The following is a 16,821-nucleotide window of genomic DNA, read 5'->3' as shown; positions in this document are numbered from 1 at the left end:
GTCAGTGGAAGTGAATACGCCGACCCGAAGGCCTTCGGCAGTATAAATCTCGCGACCGTCGACAGTGACCGAACCATCGGCAATGGCCAGGTTCAGCTTGCCCTTGAGGACGCGCTTGATTTGAATGTTATAGGTGACTTTCTTGGCGCTCGGCAAAACCTGGCCAAAGAACTTCACCTCGCCCGAACCCAAGGCACGACCGCGGCCAGGCAAACCTTGCCAGCCCAGGTAGAAACCTACCAGCTGCCACATGGCGTCGAGGCCCAGGCAGCCCGGCATTACCGGATCGCCTTCAAAGTGGCAGGCAAAGAACCACAGGTCTGGATTGATATCCAGCTCGGCGACCAATTCACCTTTGCCGTACTTGCCGCCTTCTTCACTGATATGGGTGATGCGATCCACCATCAGCATGTTAGGGGCGGGCAGTTGCGCGTTACCTGGGCCGAACAGTTCGCCGCGGCTACAGCGCAGCAGATCTTCCCGAGTAAAGGCGTTTTGTTTGGTCATGCGAGCTCCTCAATAATCCCATGTGGCAAGGTGGGGCAAATCTTCCCGACCAACCGAAACATGGTGTTTCAGTTCGCCAGCCTACACATAGACTATTGCGTTGTAGTGAAAGTCACAGCGCAAAGGACAGGAATGTACACTTGTGCACTGAAAATTTAAATCGGGCCGGTTCAGGGGCCCATTCGGGTGCCTAAGACTGCCGCACTTTTGCGTTTAACGCCAGTCGCAGGTGCCTCATTAGCCACAAGTTACTGGACCCAACGCTGTAAAATCTGCTCCAGCTCCTCTCGTTTGAACGGCTTGGCAAGGTAATCGTTCATACCGGCTTGCAGACAGGTTTCCCGATCGCCCTGCAATGCATTGGCGGTCAGGGCAATAATGGGGACCGCGACACAGCCTGCCAATTGGCGGATTTGCCGAGTGGCTTCGTAACCATCAATCACGGGTAATCGGCAGTCCATCAGAATCGCCACGTAGAGTTCGGTATTGGCGTGATGAATCGCCTGCGCTCCGTCACTGACCACGCACACTTCATACCCCAAGCTTTTCAAGGTGGCTTCAATAACGACCTGATTGACCGGGTTGTCCTCCACCAACAAGACTTTACGGCCTTGTGGACTCAGTGGTTGTGCCGTGATCGCCAGCCTTTTACTGGCCGTCACAGGCTGATGCAGCTCCAGCGGGATTTCCAGGGTAAACACCGAACCCTGAGCTTCTTCACTCTTGGCGTGCAACCTGCCGCCCATGCGCTCGGCCAGCGTACGGGCAATGGGCAGGCCCAGGCCTGTACCGCCATAGCGCCGTGAAATCGAGCTGTCAGCTTGCTGGAAGGCATTAAACATCGACTCCAGCTTATCGGAGCTGATTCCGATGCCGCTGTCGCGCACCGAGCAGGTAAACCAGATTAATTCGTGATCCAATGGCTGCCACTGGGCCTCGATACTCACGCTGCCGTGCTCGGTGAATTTCAATGCATTCCCGATTAGATTGACCAGAATTTGCCGTATCCGGGTTGGGTCGCCGAGCACATGTAAAGCCTTAAAGTCGTCGGGGATCGTCAGTTGCAACAGCAAATCACGTTGACCGGCACTGAACTGGAAGGCTTGTACGCAGTTGTCGATCAAATCCAAAAGGTTGAACGCTATGTGTTCCAGTTCCAGCGTTGAACGCTCGATGCGCGAAAAATCGAGAATATCGTTGATCACTTTGAGCAAATGCTCAGTGGACTCGCAGGCGAGGGCGGCATATTCCGCCTGCTCCTCGGTCATCCTGGTCGTTTCCAGTAACTGCAGCATTCCCAATACGCCATTCATTGGGGTGCGAAGCTCATGGCTCATCATCGCTAAAAAGTCCGTTTTGGCGCGGTTGGCCCGCTCGGCTTCTTCACGGGTTTGAATCAGTTGAGCAATGGCAGTCTGTTGTTCACGACTGGCCAGCTCAAGGCCTTCGGCCAGATTATTGATGTGTTGCGCGAGGCTGCCCAGTTCACCATCGTCAACCACCGGCAAAGGCGCTTTGTAATCGCCTTGCTGGATGGCCTTGACCGCCTTGCTCATGTCGCTGATGGGTTTGGAAAGGTTGGAGGCCAGGCGTCTGGCCAGCAGGAAGGTGAAGCCCAATGCAAATAGCGCGAGAATCACTGCTTTGAGCAAGATCTCTTGCTGGCGCTTACTGAACGCATTATTCGACATGCCGACCAGAACACGGCCCAGATAATCTTCTTCGGGCAAGGTGGCCTGGCTGTTCTTCATTAAGAACGCATCGCCTGAGGTGTTTTTCTGCCATCGCACGGGGGCCTGGAATACCTCAACGGCGGCGCGAGGGTTCTGCGAAAATGCCGGTTGCTCGGCTTGAGCCAGCGTATTGCCTGCGCGATCTTGTACCTGCACGAACTCGACGTGAGGTGTGTTCAGCGACGCTTTTATCAAGGCTTCCAGTATTTGGGCGTTACCCGAAATAACCCCGTATTCAGTTGCCGGGGCTAGTTGGTTGGCAATTAATTGGCCTGTGTAATCCAGTTCCTGACGCAAGTCCTGGATGCGTACGAAGGTAAAAAAACTGATGAGCAACAGGGTTAATAACAATGCTGGCCCCAGGCTCATCATCTGTGTACGGGTGTGAATATCCCAGTGACTACGTGCTCTCATCAATGAGCAATCCCTTCAGTTGTGCACATGTCAGCAGCGATGTTGTCCATGTGAACTGTCATCCTTGACTTGAGATGGGGCATTCGTGGGTGCAGCAGAGCTGCCCTTGGCTGTGGATATAAAGGCGGCATGGTAACTGAGCTTTCATACTTTGCCAGTCAGAGGCTGCTTTTCTTCGGCTGCAATCGTTCAAAACCGCGGTGTGCCCGCACGCGCGACCAGCTGCGCAAGGAAACTTAACACGCGCAATGATCACATGTGCAGTCGCCGTCTTAACAATCCTGCAGCTGCAGTGCGCTGGGGCTGGTCGTCGGGCATGCGCCCCGTATAATGCCGCGATTGCCAAACTAGATGGATGACGGGATTGCATATGATTGAACAGCACGCTATTGCGGTCTTGGGAGGCGGAAGCTTTGGCACCGCCGTGGCCAACTTGCTGGCAGAAAACGGTCATCGTGTGCACCAGTGGATGCGTGACCCCGAGCAAGCCGAGGCCATTCGCCTCAATCGTGAAAACCCGCGTTACCTCAAAGGCATCAAAATTCATCCGGGAGTCGAGCCCGTCACCGACCTGCAAGCGACCCTCGACAGCTGTGAACTGTGCTTTGTGGCGTTGCCATCCAGCGCCTTACGCAATGTACTGGCAGTCCACGCCGAGCGTTTGAGCGGCAAAATGCTGGTCAGCCTGACTAAAGGCATCGAAGCCCACAGCTTTAAACTGATGAGCGAAATCCTCCAGGAAATCGCCCCTCAAGCCAGAATCGGCGTGCTCTCGGGGCCTAATCTGGCTCGCGAAGTGGCAGAGCATGCGTTGACGGCCACCGTGGTTGCCAGCGCCGATGAAGCGCTGTGTACCGCAGTACAGGCAGCGTTGCATGGCCGTACGTTCCGGGTCTATGCCAGCGCTGATCGGTTCGGCGTCGAATTGGGTGGGGCGTTGAAAAATGTGTACGCCATTATTGCCGGAATGGCCGTTGCGTTGGGCATGGGGGAAAACACCAAAAGCATGCTGATTACCCGTGCTTTGGCAGAGATGACCCGTTTTGCTGTCAGCCAGGGTGCAAACCCCATGACTTTTCTTGGCTTGGCGGGCGTAGGCGATTTGATCGTTACCTGTTCCTCGCCTAAAAGCCGTAACTATCAGGTCGGTTTTGCCCTCGGCCAAGGCTTGAGTCTGGAAGACGCGGTTGCCCGTTTGGGCGAAGTCGCCGAGGGCGTGAATACCCTTAAGGTGCTCAAGGCCAAGGCGCAGGAACTGAACGTCTACATGCCATTGGTCGCAGGGTTGCACGCGATCCTGTTTGAAGGCCGCACGCTTAATCAGGTGATCGAACTGCTGATGCGCGCAGAGCCCAAGACCGACGTCGACTTTATCTCCACCAGTGGTTTCAACTGAGCAGGACAGGAGCAGCCCATGAGTGACAGCAAAAACGCCCCCAAGTACGAGTCCATTGTGATACGCGTGTTGTGGATGCTGGTTTTTTTTCTGGTTTGGCAAGTCGCGCAATTCGTGCTCGGTGCGCTGGTGCTGGTGCAGTTGATTTATCGCCTGGCTTACGGCGCGCCCAATGGCGGGCTCATGAGCTTCGGTGACAGCCTGAGCCTGTATCTTGCCCAGATCGGGCGCTTTGGCAGCTTTCACACCGAACAAAAGCCTTGGCCTTTTGCTGACTGGCCTGCGGCACGTGCCCCGGAGGGCGAGGCGCCGTACGTGGCGCCTGCTAACGGCACCGAGAACAAGCCATGAAACTCTGGATCTTGCGTCACGGTGAAGCACAGCTCCATGCCCGGCGTGATGCCGAGCGTGAGCTGACCGCTCATGGCCGGGAGCAGGTGCTGCACAGTGCCGCGCAGTTGATCGGCGAGCCACTGGACAACATCTTTGTCAGCCCGTATGTGCGGGCTCAGCAAACCGCTGAGTTAGTGCGCAAGGCCTTGGGGTTCACCTCTGAACTCATCACTGTGCCGTGGCTGACCCCCGACAGTGAGCCGAAGTACGCCGCGAGTAAATTGCCCGACAGCGGTCATGTTTTGTTGGTCACGCATCAGCCGTTTGTTGGAGAGTTGATCAGCCTGCTGCAATTTGGCCATCTGCGCCAGCCCCAGCCAATGCAAACGGCCAGCCTGGCCGAGCTTGAGGGGGAGTGGCCGCTGGCGGGCAGTATGCATGTGCTCAGTGTGCGCCACCCCCGGTAGAAAAATACCCGTTGTAGCCTGCGGCAGCGGCCACCGTTTTTACTAACGGTTGCGCAGTTGAGTGTGAGTGAAAGATAGTTAGAGGTAGTGTTGCCGAAAAATCCTACGACAAAATGGCAACCAACACTCACTGAGCAAGGAATGACCCATGAGCTTGTGGACCACCCAGCCGGATCTAGCGCACCTCAACGCGATGCGCAAAAACACTATCTGTGACGTGCTGGATATTACCTTTGATGCTTTCGATGACCAGTCCATCAGTGCCAGCATGGTGGTGGACCATCGCACTCATCAGCCGTTTGGCTTGTTGCACGGGGGCGCCTCGGTTGTGCTGGCCGAAACCCTGGGTTCGATGGCCAGTTACTTGTGTGTCGACCCACAGAAATTCTATTGCGTGGGGCTTGAGGTCAACGCAAACCATCTGCGAGGGGTGCGCAGCGGCCGGGTAAGCGCTATAGCAAGGCCGGTTCACATCGGGCGCACCACCCATGTGTGGGATATTCGTTTGACTGACGACAACGGAAAACTCAACTGCATATCTCGGCTGACCATCGCTGTCGTGCCCCTGGGTGAAACACCGCCCGCACGTTGATTCGGCATTGCAATGGCCGTAGTGGCGTCATTCATGGCGCATACGGTCGTTGATATGGTGAATTTTCCTACAGACAATAAGGCGTATTTCCTACCTATGGACGCCTTGTATGTCTCGGCAGATTTTTTTCGCCCATGCCAATGGCTTCCCGTCAGGTACCTACGGCAAGTTATTTGAGGCGCTGGCCCCGGATTTCAGCGTCACTTGGCTGCCTCAGCACGGGCATGACCCGCGTTTTCCGGTGGACAATAACTGGCACAACCTGGTCGATGAGCTGATCTATCACCTGCAACAGCAACCCGAGCCGGTGCTGGGCGTTGGCCACTCGCTGGGAGGCATGTTGCATCTGCACGCGGCATTGCGTTGCCCGCACTTGTACAAAGGTGTGGTCATGCTCGACTCGCCGGTACTGACGCTCACCGATCAATGGGTGATTCGTGCTGCCAAGCGTTTTGGCTTTATCGACCGTCTGACCCCGGCCGGTCGCACGTTGGGGCGGCGCGAAGAATTTGCTGATCGTGCAGCGGCCCGTGACTATTTCGCAGGCAAGTCACTGTTTCGCAGTTTCGACCCCGACTGCTTTGAAGCCTACCTGGAGCATGGCTTGCAGCCAGTTGAAGACCGTTTACGGCTGAGCTTTGACCCCGCCACAGAAATCAACATCTACCGCGGTGTTCCCCACACCAATCCGGGGCGGATCTTTCAGTTGCAGGTGCCATTGACCATGGTGCGCGGGCAAGACAGTCGCGTCGTCATGCGCCATCATGCGCGGGCCGTGGCGCGTATGCCTCGCGGTGAGTCACTGAGTGTGCCCGGCGGGCACATGTTCCCGCTGGAGCAGCCGCAAGCCACCGCCAGCCTGCTCAAACAAATTTTTGCCCGCTGGGAACTCTCTCACCCCGGCCCCTGAAGAGCACCCTGCATGAACCCTGTGGTTGAAGAAGTCCGCTTGAGCCTGCCGCATATCGAACTGGCCGCGCATATTTTCGGTCCCGAAGACGGGCTGCCGGTCATTGCCCTGCACGGCTGGCTGGACAACGCCAACAGCTTTGCGCGGCTGGCGCCCAAATTGTCCGGCCTGCGCATCGTGGCGCTGGATTTTGCAGGGCACGGCCACTCGGACCACCGACCGCGGGGGGCCGGGTACGCGCTGGCCGATTACGCCTTTGACGTGCTATGCGTCGCTGAACAGTTGGGCTGGGAGCGTTTTGCATTGCTGGGGCATTCGCTGGGCGCGATTGTCTCTGTCATTGTGGCCGGCTCACTCCCTGAGCGTGTCACCCACTTGGCGCTGATCGACGGGATAATCCTGCGCAGCGCTCCCGAAGGCGACACAGCCGAGCGCATGGGCCAGGCCCTGCAGGCGCAGCTCGGTCTGACGCACAAGCGCAAGTCGGTGCATCCGACCCTTGAGCGGGCGATAGAAGCGCGCATGAAAGGCATGGTCGCGGTCAGTCGAGAAGCCGCCGAGCTGTTGGCCCAGCGCGGGCTGATGCCCGTGCCCGGCGGCTACAGCTGGCGCAGCGACAGCCGCCTGACATTACCGTCACCCTTGCGCCTGAGTGATGAGCAGGCCATGTCCTTTGTTCGGCGGATCAGTTGCCCCACGACGCTGGTGGTCGCAGAACAGGGCATGCTGGCCAGTCATCCCGAGTTGCTGAATCGTCTACCCTTTACGTTGAACCGGTTGCCTGGCGGCCACCATTTGCACCTGAATGACGAGGCGGGGGCCATCCTTGTTGCAGACTGTTTCAATCGGTTCTTCGCCGTTCCTTGACTTGCGGCGGCCAACTGCCGAGGCTTGGCGGGTTGAAATGGGAGACAACCATGATGGATCACTGCAACGCTGCGACCCCGAAAGGCCATCCGGTCTCTATCGTGAGACGCCAATGAACATACCTAATCGCTTTATTCTGGCGCTGGGCCTGAGCTGTTTTGGCCCTTGGGTATGGGCCGCCGATGTGCCTGGCAGTCATGATTTACAAGGCCTGCCACGGCTGGCCGACGCGCAAATAGTCGATTACACCGTACAACCTGACGTCGAGCGGATTTACCCGGTGGGCTCGATCCGCAAAATCAGTGGCCGCCTGCGTTTCGAGGGGCAGGTCAACACCCGTGGGCAGACCACGGCCGTCACGTACGAATTACCTGCAGAACACACGGCCACGCAAGCCTTCACGGCTGCCCGTGAAGCCTTGCAACAACAAGGCGCAGAACTGCTGTTCTGGTGTCAGGGCCGTGATTGCGGCGAGAGCAGCCTGTGGGCCAACGAAGTGTTCGGTAACTCCAAACTGGTCGGTTCCGACGACCAACAAACCTACTTGTTGCTGCGTCGAGCGGCTCCCGAGGACAACCAACTCGTCGCCTTGTACGGCATCAATCGCGGTGGTCGCAAAGCCTATCTGCATGTTGAGCAACTCCTGGCGAGTACCGATTTAGGCGAACTCTTGCCCACTTCAGCGACCTTGCAGCGCCAGTTGAAAAACACGGGCGAGCTGGATTTTCCCAAGCTGGTGGGGGAGCCGGATGATCAGTGGCTCAAGTTGATCTCCAGGGCGTTGAACCTTGATGTGACCTCCAGGGTCAGTTTGACCGGTGCCAAGGCATCTGCCTGGCGTGAAGCACTGATCAAGAGTGGTGTGCGGGCGGCGCGCATGGAACTTGGCGAGCGTGCGGCCAAGGGCTTGCATGTCGAGTTGTTACGCTAGGGGCTGCGTCTCAAATTTAGCCAGCGACGTGGCTAGCAGTGAAACGGGAACAGACCCGAGACGCGGCCAAGCGGCGGCTACACTCTTTTGGTAGTCGTCGTCTCAATATCCAATTCAGACCTTTGTGCGGAACATACATGCTCAATAATGATCGCCTGTTGGTGCAGATCCTGCTCGTGGTGCTGTTCGGCGCGAGCCTGTGGGTGATGGCGCCTTTCTGGTCAGCCTTGTTCTGGGGCGCGGTGCTGGCGTTTGCCAGTTGGCCGCTGATGCGCCTGCTGACCCGCTGGCTCAACGGGCGTGAGTCGCTGGCGGCGAGCATCCTGACCCTTGGCTGGATGTTGCTCGTCGCCGGCCCATTGGTGTGGCTTGGGTTCAACCTGGCAGACCATGTGCGGGACGCCACCACGTTCGTCAAAGACGTGCAGCTCGAAGGCTTGCCCGAGGCGCCGACCTGGCTGGCGGGTATCCCGTTGGTCGGTGAGCGTTTAGTGGGCATGTGGAACACCATCGATGAGCAGGGCGCAGCCCTGATCGTGGCAGTCAAACCTTATCTTGGGCAGGTGGGTAACTGGCTGCTGGCCCGCAGTGCGCAAATCGGCGGCGGGATTCTTGAACTGACGCTGAGCATTGTCTTCGTGTTCTTTTTCTACCGCGATGGGCCGCGCCTGGCGATCTTTGTTCACGGCCTGTTGGAGCGGTTGATCGGCGAGCGTGCCGATTATTATCAAGAACTGGTAGCGGGTACGGTCCAGCGCGTGGTTAACGGGGTGATCGGTACGGCTGCGGCGCAAGCCTTGCTGGCGCTGATCGGCTTTTTGATTGCCGGGGTGCCGGGCGCGCTTGTGCTTGGGCTGGCGACTTTCCTGCTCAGCCTGATACCCATGGGGCCGCCACTGATCTGGATCCCGGCCACGGCCTGGCTGGCCTGGAAGGGCGACTACGGGATGGCGATTTTCCTCGGTATCTGGGGCACGTTGATCATCAGCGGTGTCGATAACGTGCTTAAACCCTATCTGATCAGCCGGGGCGGCAACCTGCCGCTGGTGATCGTGTTGCTCGGTGTGTTTGGCGGGTTGATAGCCTTTGGTTTTATCGGCCTTTTTATCGGCCCTACCTTGCTCGCCATCGCCTACAGCCTGCTGGTCGACTGGAGCGCCAGCCAGCAGAACAAAGGTAAGGTCTAGCCGAACTTTGGTCCGGAGCGGGTGTTATTGCCCTTGGCCATGCGGTCGTAAAGCACCACATTGACCGTGGCTGCCAAGTTCATGCAGCCATTGGTCGGGATGTAAATAACATCCTCGCACCAGTCCAGAATCTCTTTATCCAAAGAGCCATCTTCCGGGCCAAAAATATAAATCGCCCGATCCGGGTGCGTGTATTCAGGCAAAGCGCGTGCGCCCTCGACCAGCTCAACGGCGACCGGTATACAGCCCAGCGGGATGATTTTTTTCAGGTCGTCGATACCAATCAGCGGAATGTCTTGATGGATCTTTTTGGTGTCGGTGATGAAATCGCGGGCGCGTTCATAGCGTTTACCGGTGTAAAACACCGACGCCACGCTGTAGCAACCAGCCGCACGCATCACCGAGCCGACGTTTTCCGGTGATTTTGGGTTATACAAACCAATGCAGCTGTACCGTTTGTTTGCCACGTGCCGGTGCCCTTCAGAAAAAAGACGCGAGTATACCAGCAGATGATCTGACGCTCCTTGGGAGCTGGCGCAGGCTGCGATCTTTTGATTTAAAGATCGACAGTTCGTAGCCTGCGCCAGCGCCTACAGCGCAAACGGGTGGCTTAGTCGTCTTTCTTCATCAGCCCGGCCAGCGCGGCAAACGGGTTATGGGTGGCCTTTGCCACTTTCGGGCTGCTGGTCGAGCTGTCCGAGAAGTATTGCTGGTCGGTGTAGCGCGAGTGCTCGTTGTCGTGACAATACAGGCACAGCAGCTCCCAGTTGGAGCCATCCTGTGGGTTGTTGTCGTGGTTGTGGTCACGGTGGTGAACGGTCAGCTCGCTCAGGCGCTTGCCAGCAAACTCGCGGGCGCAGCGGCCACATACGTGGGGGTACATTCTCAGGGCTTTGTCGCGGTAGCCCATTTCACGGTCACGCTGGGCATCGGCCAGGATGCGGTCCAGCTTGGCGGTGTGGGACGGTGGGTTCGCTGAACTCATGGGGTTCACCTTTAAGACGAGTGAGGGGTATGTCGTGAAGTTTAGCTGTTGATCAGCCTTTGATTTTTTCAGCAATCCAAATCGTGTGGCGCGTGCCCTTGTTGCCGTGGGCGAACACCTGGACCTCTTCGGCTTTAAAGCCGGCTTTGCGCAGTTTGTCTGAAAACTGTTTGTCGGCACTGGCCGACCACACTGCCAGCACGCCTTTTGGTCGCAGCGCCTTGGCACAAGCGCTCAAGCCGCCTGCCGAGTACAGCCAGCTATTGGCTTTTTGGGTCAGGCCTTCGGGGCCGTTGTCGACGTCGAGCATGATCGCATCAAAGCCGTTTGGCTCGGCTTGCAGCACCTTGGCCACGTCTTCCATGCGGATCACCGTGCGCGGGTCTTGCAGCGGGTTGCCGGCTTTTTCGCCCAGCGGGCCACGATTCCACTCCACAACGCCCGGCACCAGTTCGGCGACCACCACTTCGGCGGTCTTACCCAAATGCTTGAGCGCCGAGGCCAGGGTAAAACCCATACCCAGCCCGCCAATCAACACCCGCGATTGCGGTCGACCGGCGACTTTACGGCACGGGATCTCGGCCAAGGCATCTTCGGAGCCGTGCATGCGAGTGTTCATCAGTTGGCCGCCGTCGCCGCCCTGAATTTTGATCACGAAGTCTTCGCCATACTCGAACAGGCACAAGGCACCGCCGTTTTCGGGGATCGGGGTGGTGTCGAGCAAAACAAAACGTTTCATGGAAATCTCATAGAAAGGGGACAAAAACAGCTGGTTACGAGTAGCCTGATGGCAGATAAGCCGGTCTGGCAACGGAGTGATTGATGAAGCGCACTATTCTAACGGCCATTGTGTGGGGGGCGCTCTCGATAAGTGCAACCCAGGCAGCGGAATTAACCCCTATTCCTAGCGTGCCCGTGGCACCAGCACCGGGCTCGCCGGGCACGGCGACGCCCACCCCGTACCCGCAGATTACTCCGCGCGCGGTGCCAAAGCCCGTTGCCGGGAGCAGTCAGGTCCCGCTGCCGCCGATCGACCTGCCGCAGCCGCCGCCCAAAGACCAACCGTTGCCGGGGCTTGAGCCGAAAGAGTCGAAAGCTAAGCCTGCGGTGGAGTGACTTTTTGTAGCTGCTGGCCGCAGGTTACGAAGCGGTCCGTGGGGCGTTTAAGGAAACGGGGTTGCTCCGCAACCCTTCGCAACCTGCTGCAGCGACTGCAGCGGGTGTTAGATCCCCAACACCTTGAACACAAACGCGTATTCCAGCGCCACGTCGCGCAGGCCTTGGTAACGTCCGCTCATGCCGCCATGGCCTGCGTCCAGCTCGGTCTTGAGTAACAGTAGGTGGTCGTCAGTCTTGGTGGCGCGCAGCTTGGCCACCCACTTGGCCGCTTCCCAATATTGCACGCGACTGTCGTTGTAGCCGGCAATCACCAGCATGGCCGGGTACGCTTGCGCGGTTACATTTTCATACGGAGCGTACGCCTTGATCCGTTCATACACGTCAGGCTCTTGCGGATTGCCCCATTCGTCGTATTCGGTGACTGTCAGCGGCAACTCCGGGTCGAGCATGGTGTTGAGGACATCGACAAACGGTACTTCGGCAATCGCTGCCTCGAACAGTTCAGGGCGCTGATTGAGCACTGCACCGATCAACAGGCCGCCCGCGCTGCCGCCACTGATCACCAACTGATCGCTGCGGGTCAGACCCTTATCGATCAAGTGTTCGGCACAGGCAATAAAATCGCTGAACGTGTTGTGTTTATGCTCCTGCTTGCCCGCGCGATACCAGGCTTCGCCCAATTCACCGCCACCGCGAACATGCGCAATGGCAAACGCCACGCCGCGCTCCAGCAAACTTAGGCGGGCATGGGAAAACCACGGATCAAGGCTTTCGCCATAGGCGCCGTAGCCGTACAGATACAGGGGTGTCGGTTTACCCAGCGCTGCACGCTTGACCACCAGGCTGATCGGCACTTGAGTTCCGTCTGGCGCGGTCGCCCACAAACGCTGGCTAATGTAGTCATCGGCATTGAACGGCCCAAGCACTGGCGTTTCCTTGAGCACCGTTTGCTCGCCATTGGCCAGCGTCAACTGGCGCACCTGTGCCGGGCGGTTCAGCGATTCGTAACGCAGGCGAATGTGCTCGCTGTGAAATTCCAGACTGTCCTGCACATACAGGCTGTAGGCCGCGTCTGGAAGTTGAACGCGGTATGCCGGTAATCCATTGGGACGTATCTCAATGATTGGCAGGCCGCCTTCGCGCAGGCTCAGGCACAACGCGTTGGCGTTCAGGCTGAGGCCTTCGAGCATCACGCTGTCGTCGTGGGCGATCAGGCGTTGCCAGTCACTACGTTGTGGGGCGTCACCCAGCGCGTAATACAACGCAAAGTTGATGCCGTCTTGATTGGTGCGAATAAACCATGCCCATTGCCCTTCGTACAGGCCATGGTCGACGCTGTAATCGTGGCCCTCAACCCGCGGCGCCAGGCAACTGAATCCCTGTTGCGGCTGATCGGCGTCCAGCACCCATGTTTCGCTGGTGGTTTTGCTATTGAGCAACAGAATCAGCTGGCGCTCGGAACTTGAGCGATAGCAGTGCAGGAAAAAACGTCCGTCGGCCTCATGAAACACCTCGTGCGCCGCCGTTTCACCCAGTGTGTGGCGAAACAGCTTGTGCGGGCGATGGGTCTCATCCAGCTCCGCGAAAAACAGCGTCTGACTGTCATTGGCCCACGTCATGCTGCCATCGCCGTTTTCAAAGGGCAGTTCAGTCACCGCGCCGCTGTTCAACGCTTTAACGAACAGGCGGTAAGTCTCGTCGCCGCTGGTATCCAGGCTATAGGCCAAGCGCTGGTGATCAGGGCTGATGCTGAACGCACCCAGTGAAATAAAGCCGCCATCGGCCAGAACGTTAGGGTCCAGCAGCAATTGTTCGGCATTTTCGTCCACGTGCTGGCTGTCATCGGCCGGGCGCGGGCAGCGGTAATGGCGGGGGTACTCGTCACCGGCATTGGTGCGGGTGTAATACAAATACGGGCCCCAAGGGGAGGGCAGCGACAAATCAGTCTCGCGAATTCGGCCCTTGATCTCTTGAAACAGCGTCTCACGCAATTCGGCCTGATCGGCCAATTGAGCTTCCTGATAGTTGTTTTCCGCAATCAGGTAGTCCAAAACCTCTTTGCTATCGCGATTTTGTAACCATGAGTAGGGGTCAGTACCATCGACCTTGTGTGCGATAGGGGCGTTGTTTGCGTAGGCTGATTCGGTCATTAAGTGATCTCTGAAACCTGCATGAATAGAAGAGCCGCTGAAGGCGGTGCAGCCGCACTCTCGAAAAGCCGTTATCATAGCGCCTCATTGCCTGCCGACCATGGATACCATGACCGAGAACGACTATCTGATCGCCTGGGGCTTTTATGCCTTCGCCGCTTTAGGCTGCCTGCTCGTATGGTGGCGACTGACCCGTTTCATGTGGCGTTGGTTGCGTGAGCCATTGCGTGTGCTTATGGCGGTGCTGTTGTTAAGCCCCACTATCATCGACCCTGTCAAAGAGCAATTCGCCCCAGCGTTAGCCATTACGGCCCTGGACCTTGCGTTCAAGGTGGGTAATAACGCCTGGCGTGCGGTGTCTGACCTGTTGATGTACACCATCATCGCGTTTTGCGTCTACGCGCTGTTTGTGCTGATTCGCTGGCCTCTCGAACGTGCCCGAAAGGCGCGACAGGCGCAAACCGCAGCGGCTGAGCAAACACGCGATATTGACCCTGAAGACGACCAGCCGTTCGGTTCGGCCGGCGAGGACCGCTACAGTCGTCCAGCCGCGCCACGTCCAGCAGGCCCGTCGCGGGTAGAACCACGGGTTTAATCTTTTTTCGTTGAGCTTGAATGCGAGAGTGCGAGCGTGTGTGAATTACTGGGCATGAGCGCCAACGTCCCGACCGATATTGTGTTCAGTTTTACCGGCTTGATGCAGCGTGGCGGGCGTACCGGTCCGCACCGTGATGGCTGGGGTATTGCCTTCTACGAGGGCCGTGGCCTGCGTTTGTTTCAGGACCCTGGCGCCAGTTGTGATTCCGAAGTCGCGTTGTTGGTGCAGCGTTATCCGATCAAAAGCGAAGTCATCATTGGCCATATTCGTCAGGCCAACGTGGGCAAAGTTTGCCTGTCCAACACCCACCCGTTTGTCCGCGAACTGTGGGGGCGCAACTGGTGCTTCGCCCATAACGGCCAACTGGCTGACTTCTCACCCAGCACGCGTTTTTATCGCCCGGTAGGCGATACCGACAGCGAAGCGGCGTTCTGTGATTTACTCAATCGCGTGCGTGAGGCGTTTCCAGAGCCGGTGGATGTCGAACACATCCTGCCGGTACTGGTTCAGGCCTGCGCCGAGTTCCGTAGCAAAGGTGTATTCAACTGTTTGCTCAGTGATGGCGAATGGCTTTTTTGCTACTGCTCGACCAAGCTGGCGCAGATTACCCGACGAGCACCGTTTGGCCCGGCTCGGTTGAAAGATGTCGACGTTATCGTCGATTTTCAGTCAGAAACCACCCCCAATGACGTGGTGACCGTGATTGCCACCGAGCCGCTGACCGAAAACGAAACCTGGACTCGCTACGAGCCTGGCCAATGGAGCCTGTGGCGACGCGGAGAATGCGTCAGCCAGGGCTCAACCGAATAAGGAAAGGCGTGTATGTGGCTGAGCTACCTGCGGTTGGTGCTGTTTACATTGGGGTTGTTGATCGGCGTGCAAGTACCGGGCTTTATCAACGATTACGCCAACCGCGTTGAAGCTCACCTGATCGAGGCGCAAACCGGGCTTGCCGGTTTCCAGAACACCGCCAACCAGTTTTTCAAAGGCGATTTGCAAGCGCTGGTTGCGCATTATCAGGCCAGTGATGATCCGGTATTTCGCAGCGATGCCAACAGCCTGAGCACCTTGCTCAATCGCCAGCGCTTGCTCGATGAGCAATTCCAGGCCATGCAAGGCCCGTGGTACATGCGTGCGCTGCAAGTGGCCTACGCCGCAGATCCGGACATCCGGCAAGAAACCCTCAACACTTACACCTACCAAGTGTTGCTGTCGCCTTCGGCCATTGGCTGGGCAATGGCCGGTGCATTGTTGTTTTCTTTCATCATCGAAGGCTTCTTCCGGCTGGTGGACTGGGTTGTTCTGGGCGGTAAACGCCAACGCGAACGGATTGCCCGGCGCGAACGCAACAGCTAAAAGCACCGACCTCTGAAGGCGCGAGTGTGCTCGCGATCTTTTGCTTATAAAGATCACACGCTCGCGCCTGCAGAGGCGTGGCTTATTTGGCCAAAAACCGCATCCCTTCTTCCAGTCCGTCCAGCGTCAGCGGGTACATGCGATCTTCGATCAAGTCCCGTACGATGCCGGTCGATGCCGTGTAGTTCCATGTATCTTTCGGGTATGGATTAATCCAGATCAGCTTTTTGTACTTTTCCATAAAGCGCTGCATCCACTTGTAACCCGGTTCCTCGTTCCAGTGCTCGACACTGCCACCTGTATGGGTGATTTCATACGGGCCCATCGACGCATCACCGATGAAAATCACTTTGTAGTCCGCGCCATATGTGTTCAGCACATCCTGAGTCGCGATACGTTCAACATGGCGACGCTGGTTGTTTCTCCACACCGATTCATAAATGAAGTTGTGGAAGTAGTAATACTCCAAGTGCTTGAACTCGGTTTTGCAGGCCGAGAACAATTCTTCGCAAATTTTCACGTGGGAATCCATCGAGCCGCCAATATCAAACAGCAACAACAGCTTGATGTTGTTGCGCCGCTCAGGCCGCATCTGAATATTCAACAGGCCCGCGTCACGTGCCGTGTGATCGATGGTGGCGTCGATGTCCAGTTCATCTGCCGCGCCCTGGCGGGCAAACTTGCGCAGGCGGCGCAATGCAACCTTGATATTGCGCGTGCCTAATTCGACCTGGTCGTCGAGGTTCTTGTATTCGCGCTGTTCCCAGACTTTCGCAGCCTTGCCCTGGCGAGCCCCGGCATCGCCTACGCGAATCCCTTCGGGGTGATACCCGCCCGAGCCAAACGGGCTGGTGCCGCCCGTACCGATCCATTTATTGCCACCGGCATGGCGTTCTTTCTGCTCTTCAAGGCGCTGTTTGAACGCCTCGATCAGCTTGTCCAGGCCGCCCAGGGACTGCAACTGAGCGCGATCCTCATCGCTCAGCGAACGTTCGAACTCCTTGCGCAGCCAGTCTTCTGGGATCAGCGCCTCAAGGTGTTCATTGAGGTTTTGCAGGCCGTTGAAATAGGCGCCAAACGCGCGATCGAACTTATCGAAATGGCGTTCGTCTTTGACCATAATCGTGCGCGCGAGAAAGTAAAACTCGTCCATGTCGGCGAAGGTCACGCGGTTCTTCAGCGCGTTGATCAGGTCCAGCAACTCGCGCACCGAAACCGGCACCTTGGCCGCCCGCATTTCATTGAACAGATTCAGCAGCATGCTTATCGCCTTCTT

19 protein-coding genes are annotated in these 16,821 nt (G+C 57.5%); 12 read left to right on the top strand and 7 right to left on the bottom strand.

All coding sequences use genetic code 11. The annotated features are described in order from the left end of the window. The coding region (fabA, locus tag ACIQYF_RS07295; protein ID WP_402858740.1) for a 3-hydroxyacyl-[acyl-carrier-protein] dehydratase FabA at positions 1–507 on the bottom strand (507 nt) is incomplete at its 3' end. A 248-nt stretch (positions 508–755) separates the two neighbouring features. Beyond that, on the bottom strand, positions 756–2,654 hold the full coding sequence (locus tag ACIQYF_RS07290) for an ATP-binding protein (RefSeq protein WP_402858737.1): 1,899 nt from the start codon (positions 2,652–2,654) through the stop codon (positions 756–758). A 370-nt stretch (positions 2,655–3,024) separates the two neighbouring features. Between ACIQYF_RS07290 and ACIQYF_RS07285 the strand changes: the two genes are divergently transcribed. The 8 genes from ACIQYF_RS07285 to ACIQYF_RS07250 all read left to right on the top strand — a co-directional run bounded on the left by ACIQYF_RS07285 (position 3,025) and on the right by ACIQYF_RS07250 (position 9,337). Beyond that, positions 3,025–4,050 carry an NAD(P)H-dependent glycerol-3-phosphate dehydrogenase gene (locus tag ACIQYF_RS07285; RefSeq protein ID WP_402858734.1) on the top strand — a complete coding sequence of 342 codons (1,026 nt, stop codon included), beginning with the start codon at positions 3,025–3,027 and terminating at the stop codon, positions 4,048–4,050. 18 nt (positions 4,051–4,068) lie between these two features. Further along, positions 4,069–4,401 (top strand): DUF4389 domain-containing protein, encoded by a 333-nt coding sequence (locus ACIQYF_RS07280; protein ID WP_402858731.1) that lies wholly within the window; start codon positions 4,069–4,071, stop codon positions 4,399–4,401. Beyond that, a complete protein-coding gene (gene sixA / locus ACIQYF_RS07275; RefSeq protein WP_402858728.1) occupies positions 4,398–4,850 on the top strand; it encodes a phosphohistidine phosphatase SixA in 453 nt (150 codons plus the stop codon). Before ACIQYF_RS07280 ends, sixA begins: the two co-directional genes overlap by 4 nt. A gap of 148 nt (positions 4,851–4,998) precedes the next feature. Then, positions 4,999–5,442 carry a hotdog fold thioesterase gene (locus ACIQYF_RS07270; protein ID WP_402858725.1) on the top strand — a complete coding sequence of 148 codons (444 nt, stop codon included), beginning with the start codon at positions 4,999–5,001 and terminating at the stop codon, positions 5,440–5,442. A gap of 109 nt (positions 5,443–5,551) precedes the next feature. Then, positions 5,552–6,352: an alpha/beta fold hydrolase gene (locus ACIQYF_RS07265; protein WP_402858722.1), complete on the top strand. Its 801-nt coding sequence runs from the start codon at positions 5,552–5,554 to the stop codon at positions 6,350–6,352. Positions 6,353–6,364: 12 nt separating this feature from the next. Further along, entirely contained in the window at positions 6,365–7,219 is an 855-nt protein-coding gene (locus ACIQYF_RS07260; protein ID WP_402858719.1) for an alpha/beta fold hydrolase, read from the top strand. A 112-nt stretch (positions 7,220–7,331) separates the two neighbouring features. After that, on the top strand, positions 7,332–8,150 hold the full coding sequence (locus tag ACIQYF_RS07255; protein ID WP_402858716.1) for a DUF4892 domain-containing protein: 819 nt from the start codon (positions 7,332–7,334) through the stop codon (positions 8,148–8,150). A 137-nt stretch (positions 8,151–8,287) separates the two neighbouring features. Continuing rightward, positions 8,288–9,337: an AI-2E family transporter gene (locus ACIQYF_RS07250; RefSeq protein WP_402858713.1), complete on the top strand. Its 1,050-nt coding sequence runs from the start codon at positions 8,288–8,290 to the stop codon at positions 9,335–9,337. Here ACIQYF_RS07250 and ACIQYF_RS07245 read toward each other — a convergent pair. The 3 genes from ACIQYF_RS07245 to ACIQYF_RS07235 all read right to left on the bottom strand — a co-directional run bounded on the left by ACIQYF_RS07245 (position 9,334) and on the right by ACIQYF_RS07235 (position 11,061). Next, complete coding sequence (locus ACIQYF_RS07245) at positions 9,334–9,804, bottom strand: RNA methyltransferase (RefSeq protein ID WP_402858710.1); 471 nt, start codon at positions 9,802–9,804, stop codon at positions 9,334–9,336. The genes ACIQYF_RS07250 and ACIQYF_RS07245 overlap by 4 nt on opposite strands. Positions 9,805–9,947: 143 nt before the next feature. Next, positions 9,948–10,322: a YajD family HNH nuclease gene (locus ACIQYF_RS07240; protein ID WP_019410529.1), complete on the bottom strand. Its 375-nt coding sequence runs from the start codon at positions 10,320–10,322 to the stop codon at positions 9,948–9,950. Positions 10,323–10,374: 52 nt separating this feature from the next. Continuing rightward, entirely contained in the window at positions 10,375–11,061 is a 687-nt protein-coding gene (locus ACIQYF_RS07235; protein ID WP_322240180.1) for a hypothetical protein, read from the bottom strand. A gap of 83 nt (positions 11,062–11,144) precedes the next feature. Between ACIQYF_RS07235 and ACIQYF_RS07230 the strand changes: the two genes are divergently transcribed. Further along, a complete protein-coding gene (locus ACIQYF_RS07230) occupies positions 11,145–11,438 on the top strand; it encodes a hypothetical protein (RefSeq protein WP_402858705.1) in 294 nt (97 codons plus the stop codon). A 107-nt stretch (positions 11,439–11,545) separates the two neighbouring features. On the opposite strand, the gene ACIQYF_RS07225 is transcribed toward ACIQYF_RS07230, so the two are convergent. Further along, a complete protein-coding gene (locus ACIQYF_RS07225; RefSeq protein WP_402858702.1) occupies positions 11,546–13,591 on the bottom strand; it encodes a S9 family peptidase in 2,046 nt (681 codons plus the stop codon). Between the two features lie 100 nt (positions 13,592–13,691). Between ACIQYF_RS07225 and ACIQYF_RS07220 the strand changes: the two genes are divergently transcribed. The 3 genes from ACIQYF_RS07220 to ACIQYF_RS07210 are packed head-to-tail and all read left to right on the top strand — an operon-like array spanning position 13,692 to position 15,545. Further along, positions 13,692–14,186, top strand: coding sequence for an MFS transporter (locus ACIQYF_RS07220; RefSeq protein ID WP_402858699.1), 495 nt, complete (start codon positions 13,692–13,694; stop codon positions 14,184–14,186). 36 nt (positions 14,187–14,222) lie between these two features. Next, positions 14,223–14,999, top strand: coding sequence for a class II glutamine amidotransferase (locus ACIQYF_RS07215; RefSeq protein ID WP_402858696.1), 777 nt, complete (start codon positions 14,223–14,225; stop codon positions 14,997–14,999). Positions 15,000–15,011: 12 nt separating this feature from the next. Continuing rightward, entirely contained in the window at positions 15,012–15,545 is a 534-nt protein-coding gene (locus ACIQYF_RS07210) for a DUF2937 family protein (protein ID WP_402858693.1), read from the top strand. Positions 15,546–15,627: 82 nt separating this feature from the next. On the opposite strand, the gene ACIQYF_RS07205 is transcribed toward ACIQYF_RS07210, so the two are convergent. Further along, a complete protein-coding gene (locus ACIQYF_RS07205) occupies positions 15,628–16,806 on the bottom strand; it encodes a VWA domain-containing protein (RefSeq protein WP_402858690.1) in 1,179 nt (392 codons plus the stop codon). Between the last annotated feature and the right edge of the window lie 15 nt (positions 16,807–16,821).

Source organism: Pseudomonas sp. NPDC096917 (assembly GCF_044762555.1).
In the GTDB taxonomy this organism is placed as follows: Bacteria; Pseudomonadota; Gammaproteobacteria; order Pseudomonadales; family Pseudomonadaceae; genus Aquipseudomonas.
Note: the sequence above shows the minus strand (reverse complement) of the source record. Positions and strands in the feature narration are given on the sequence as shown.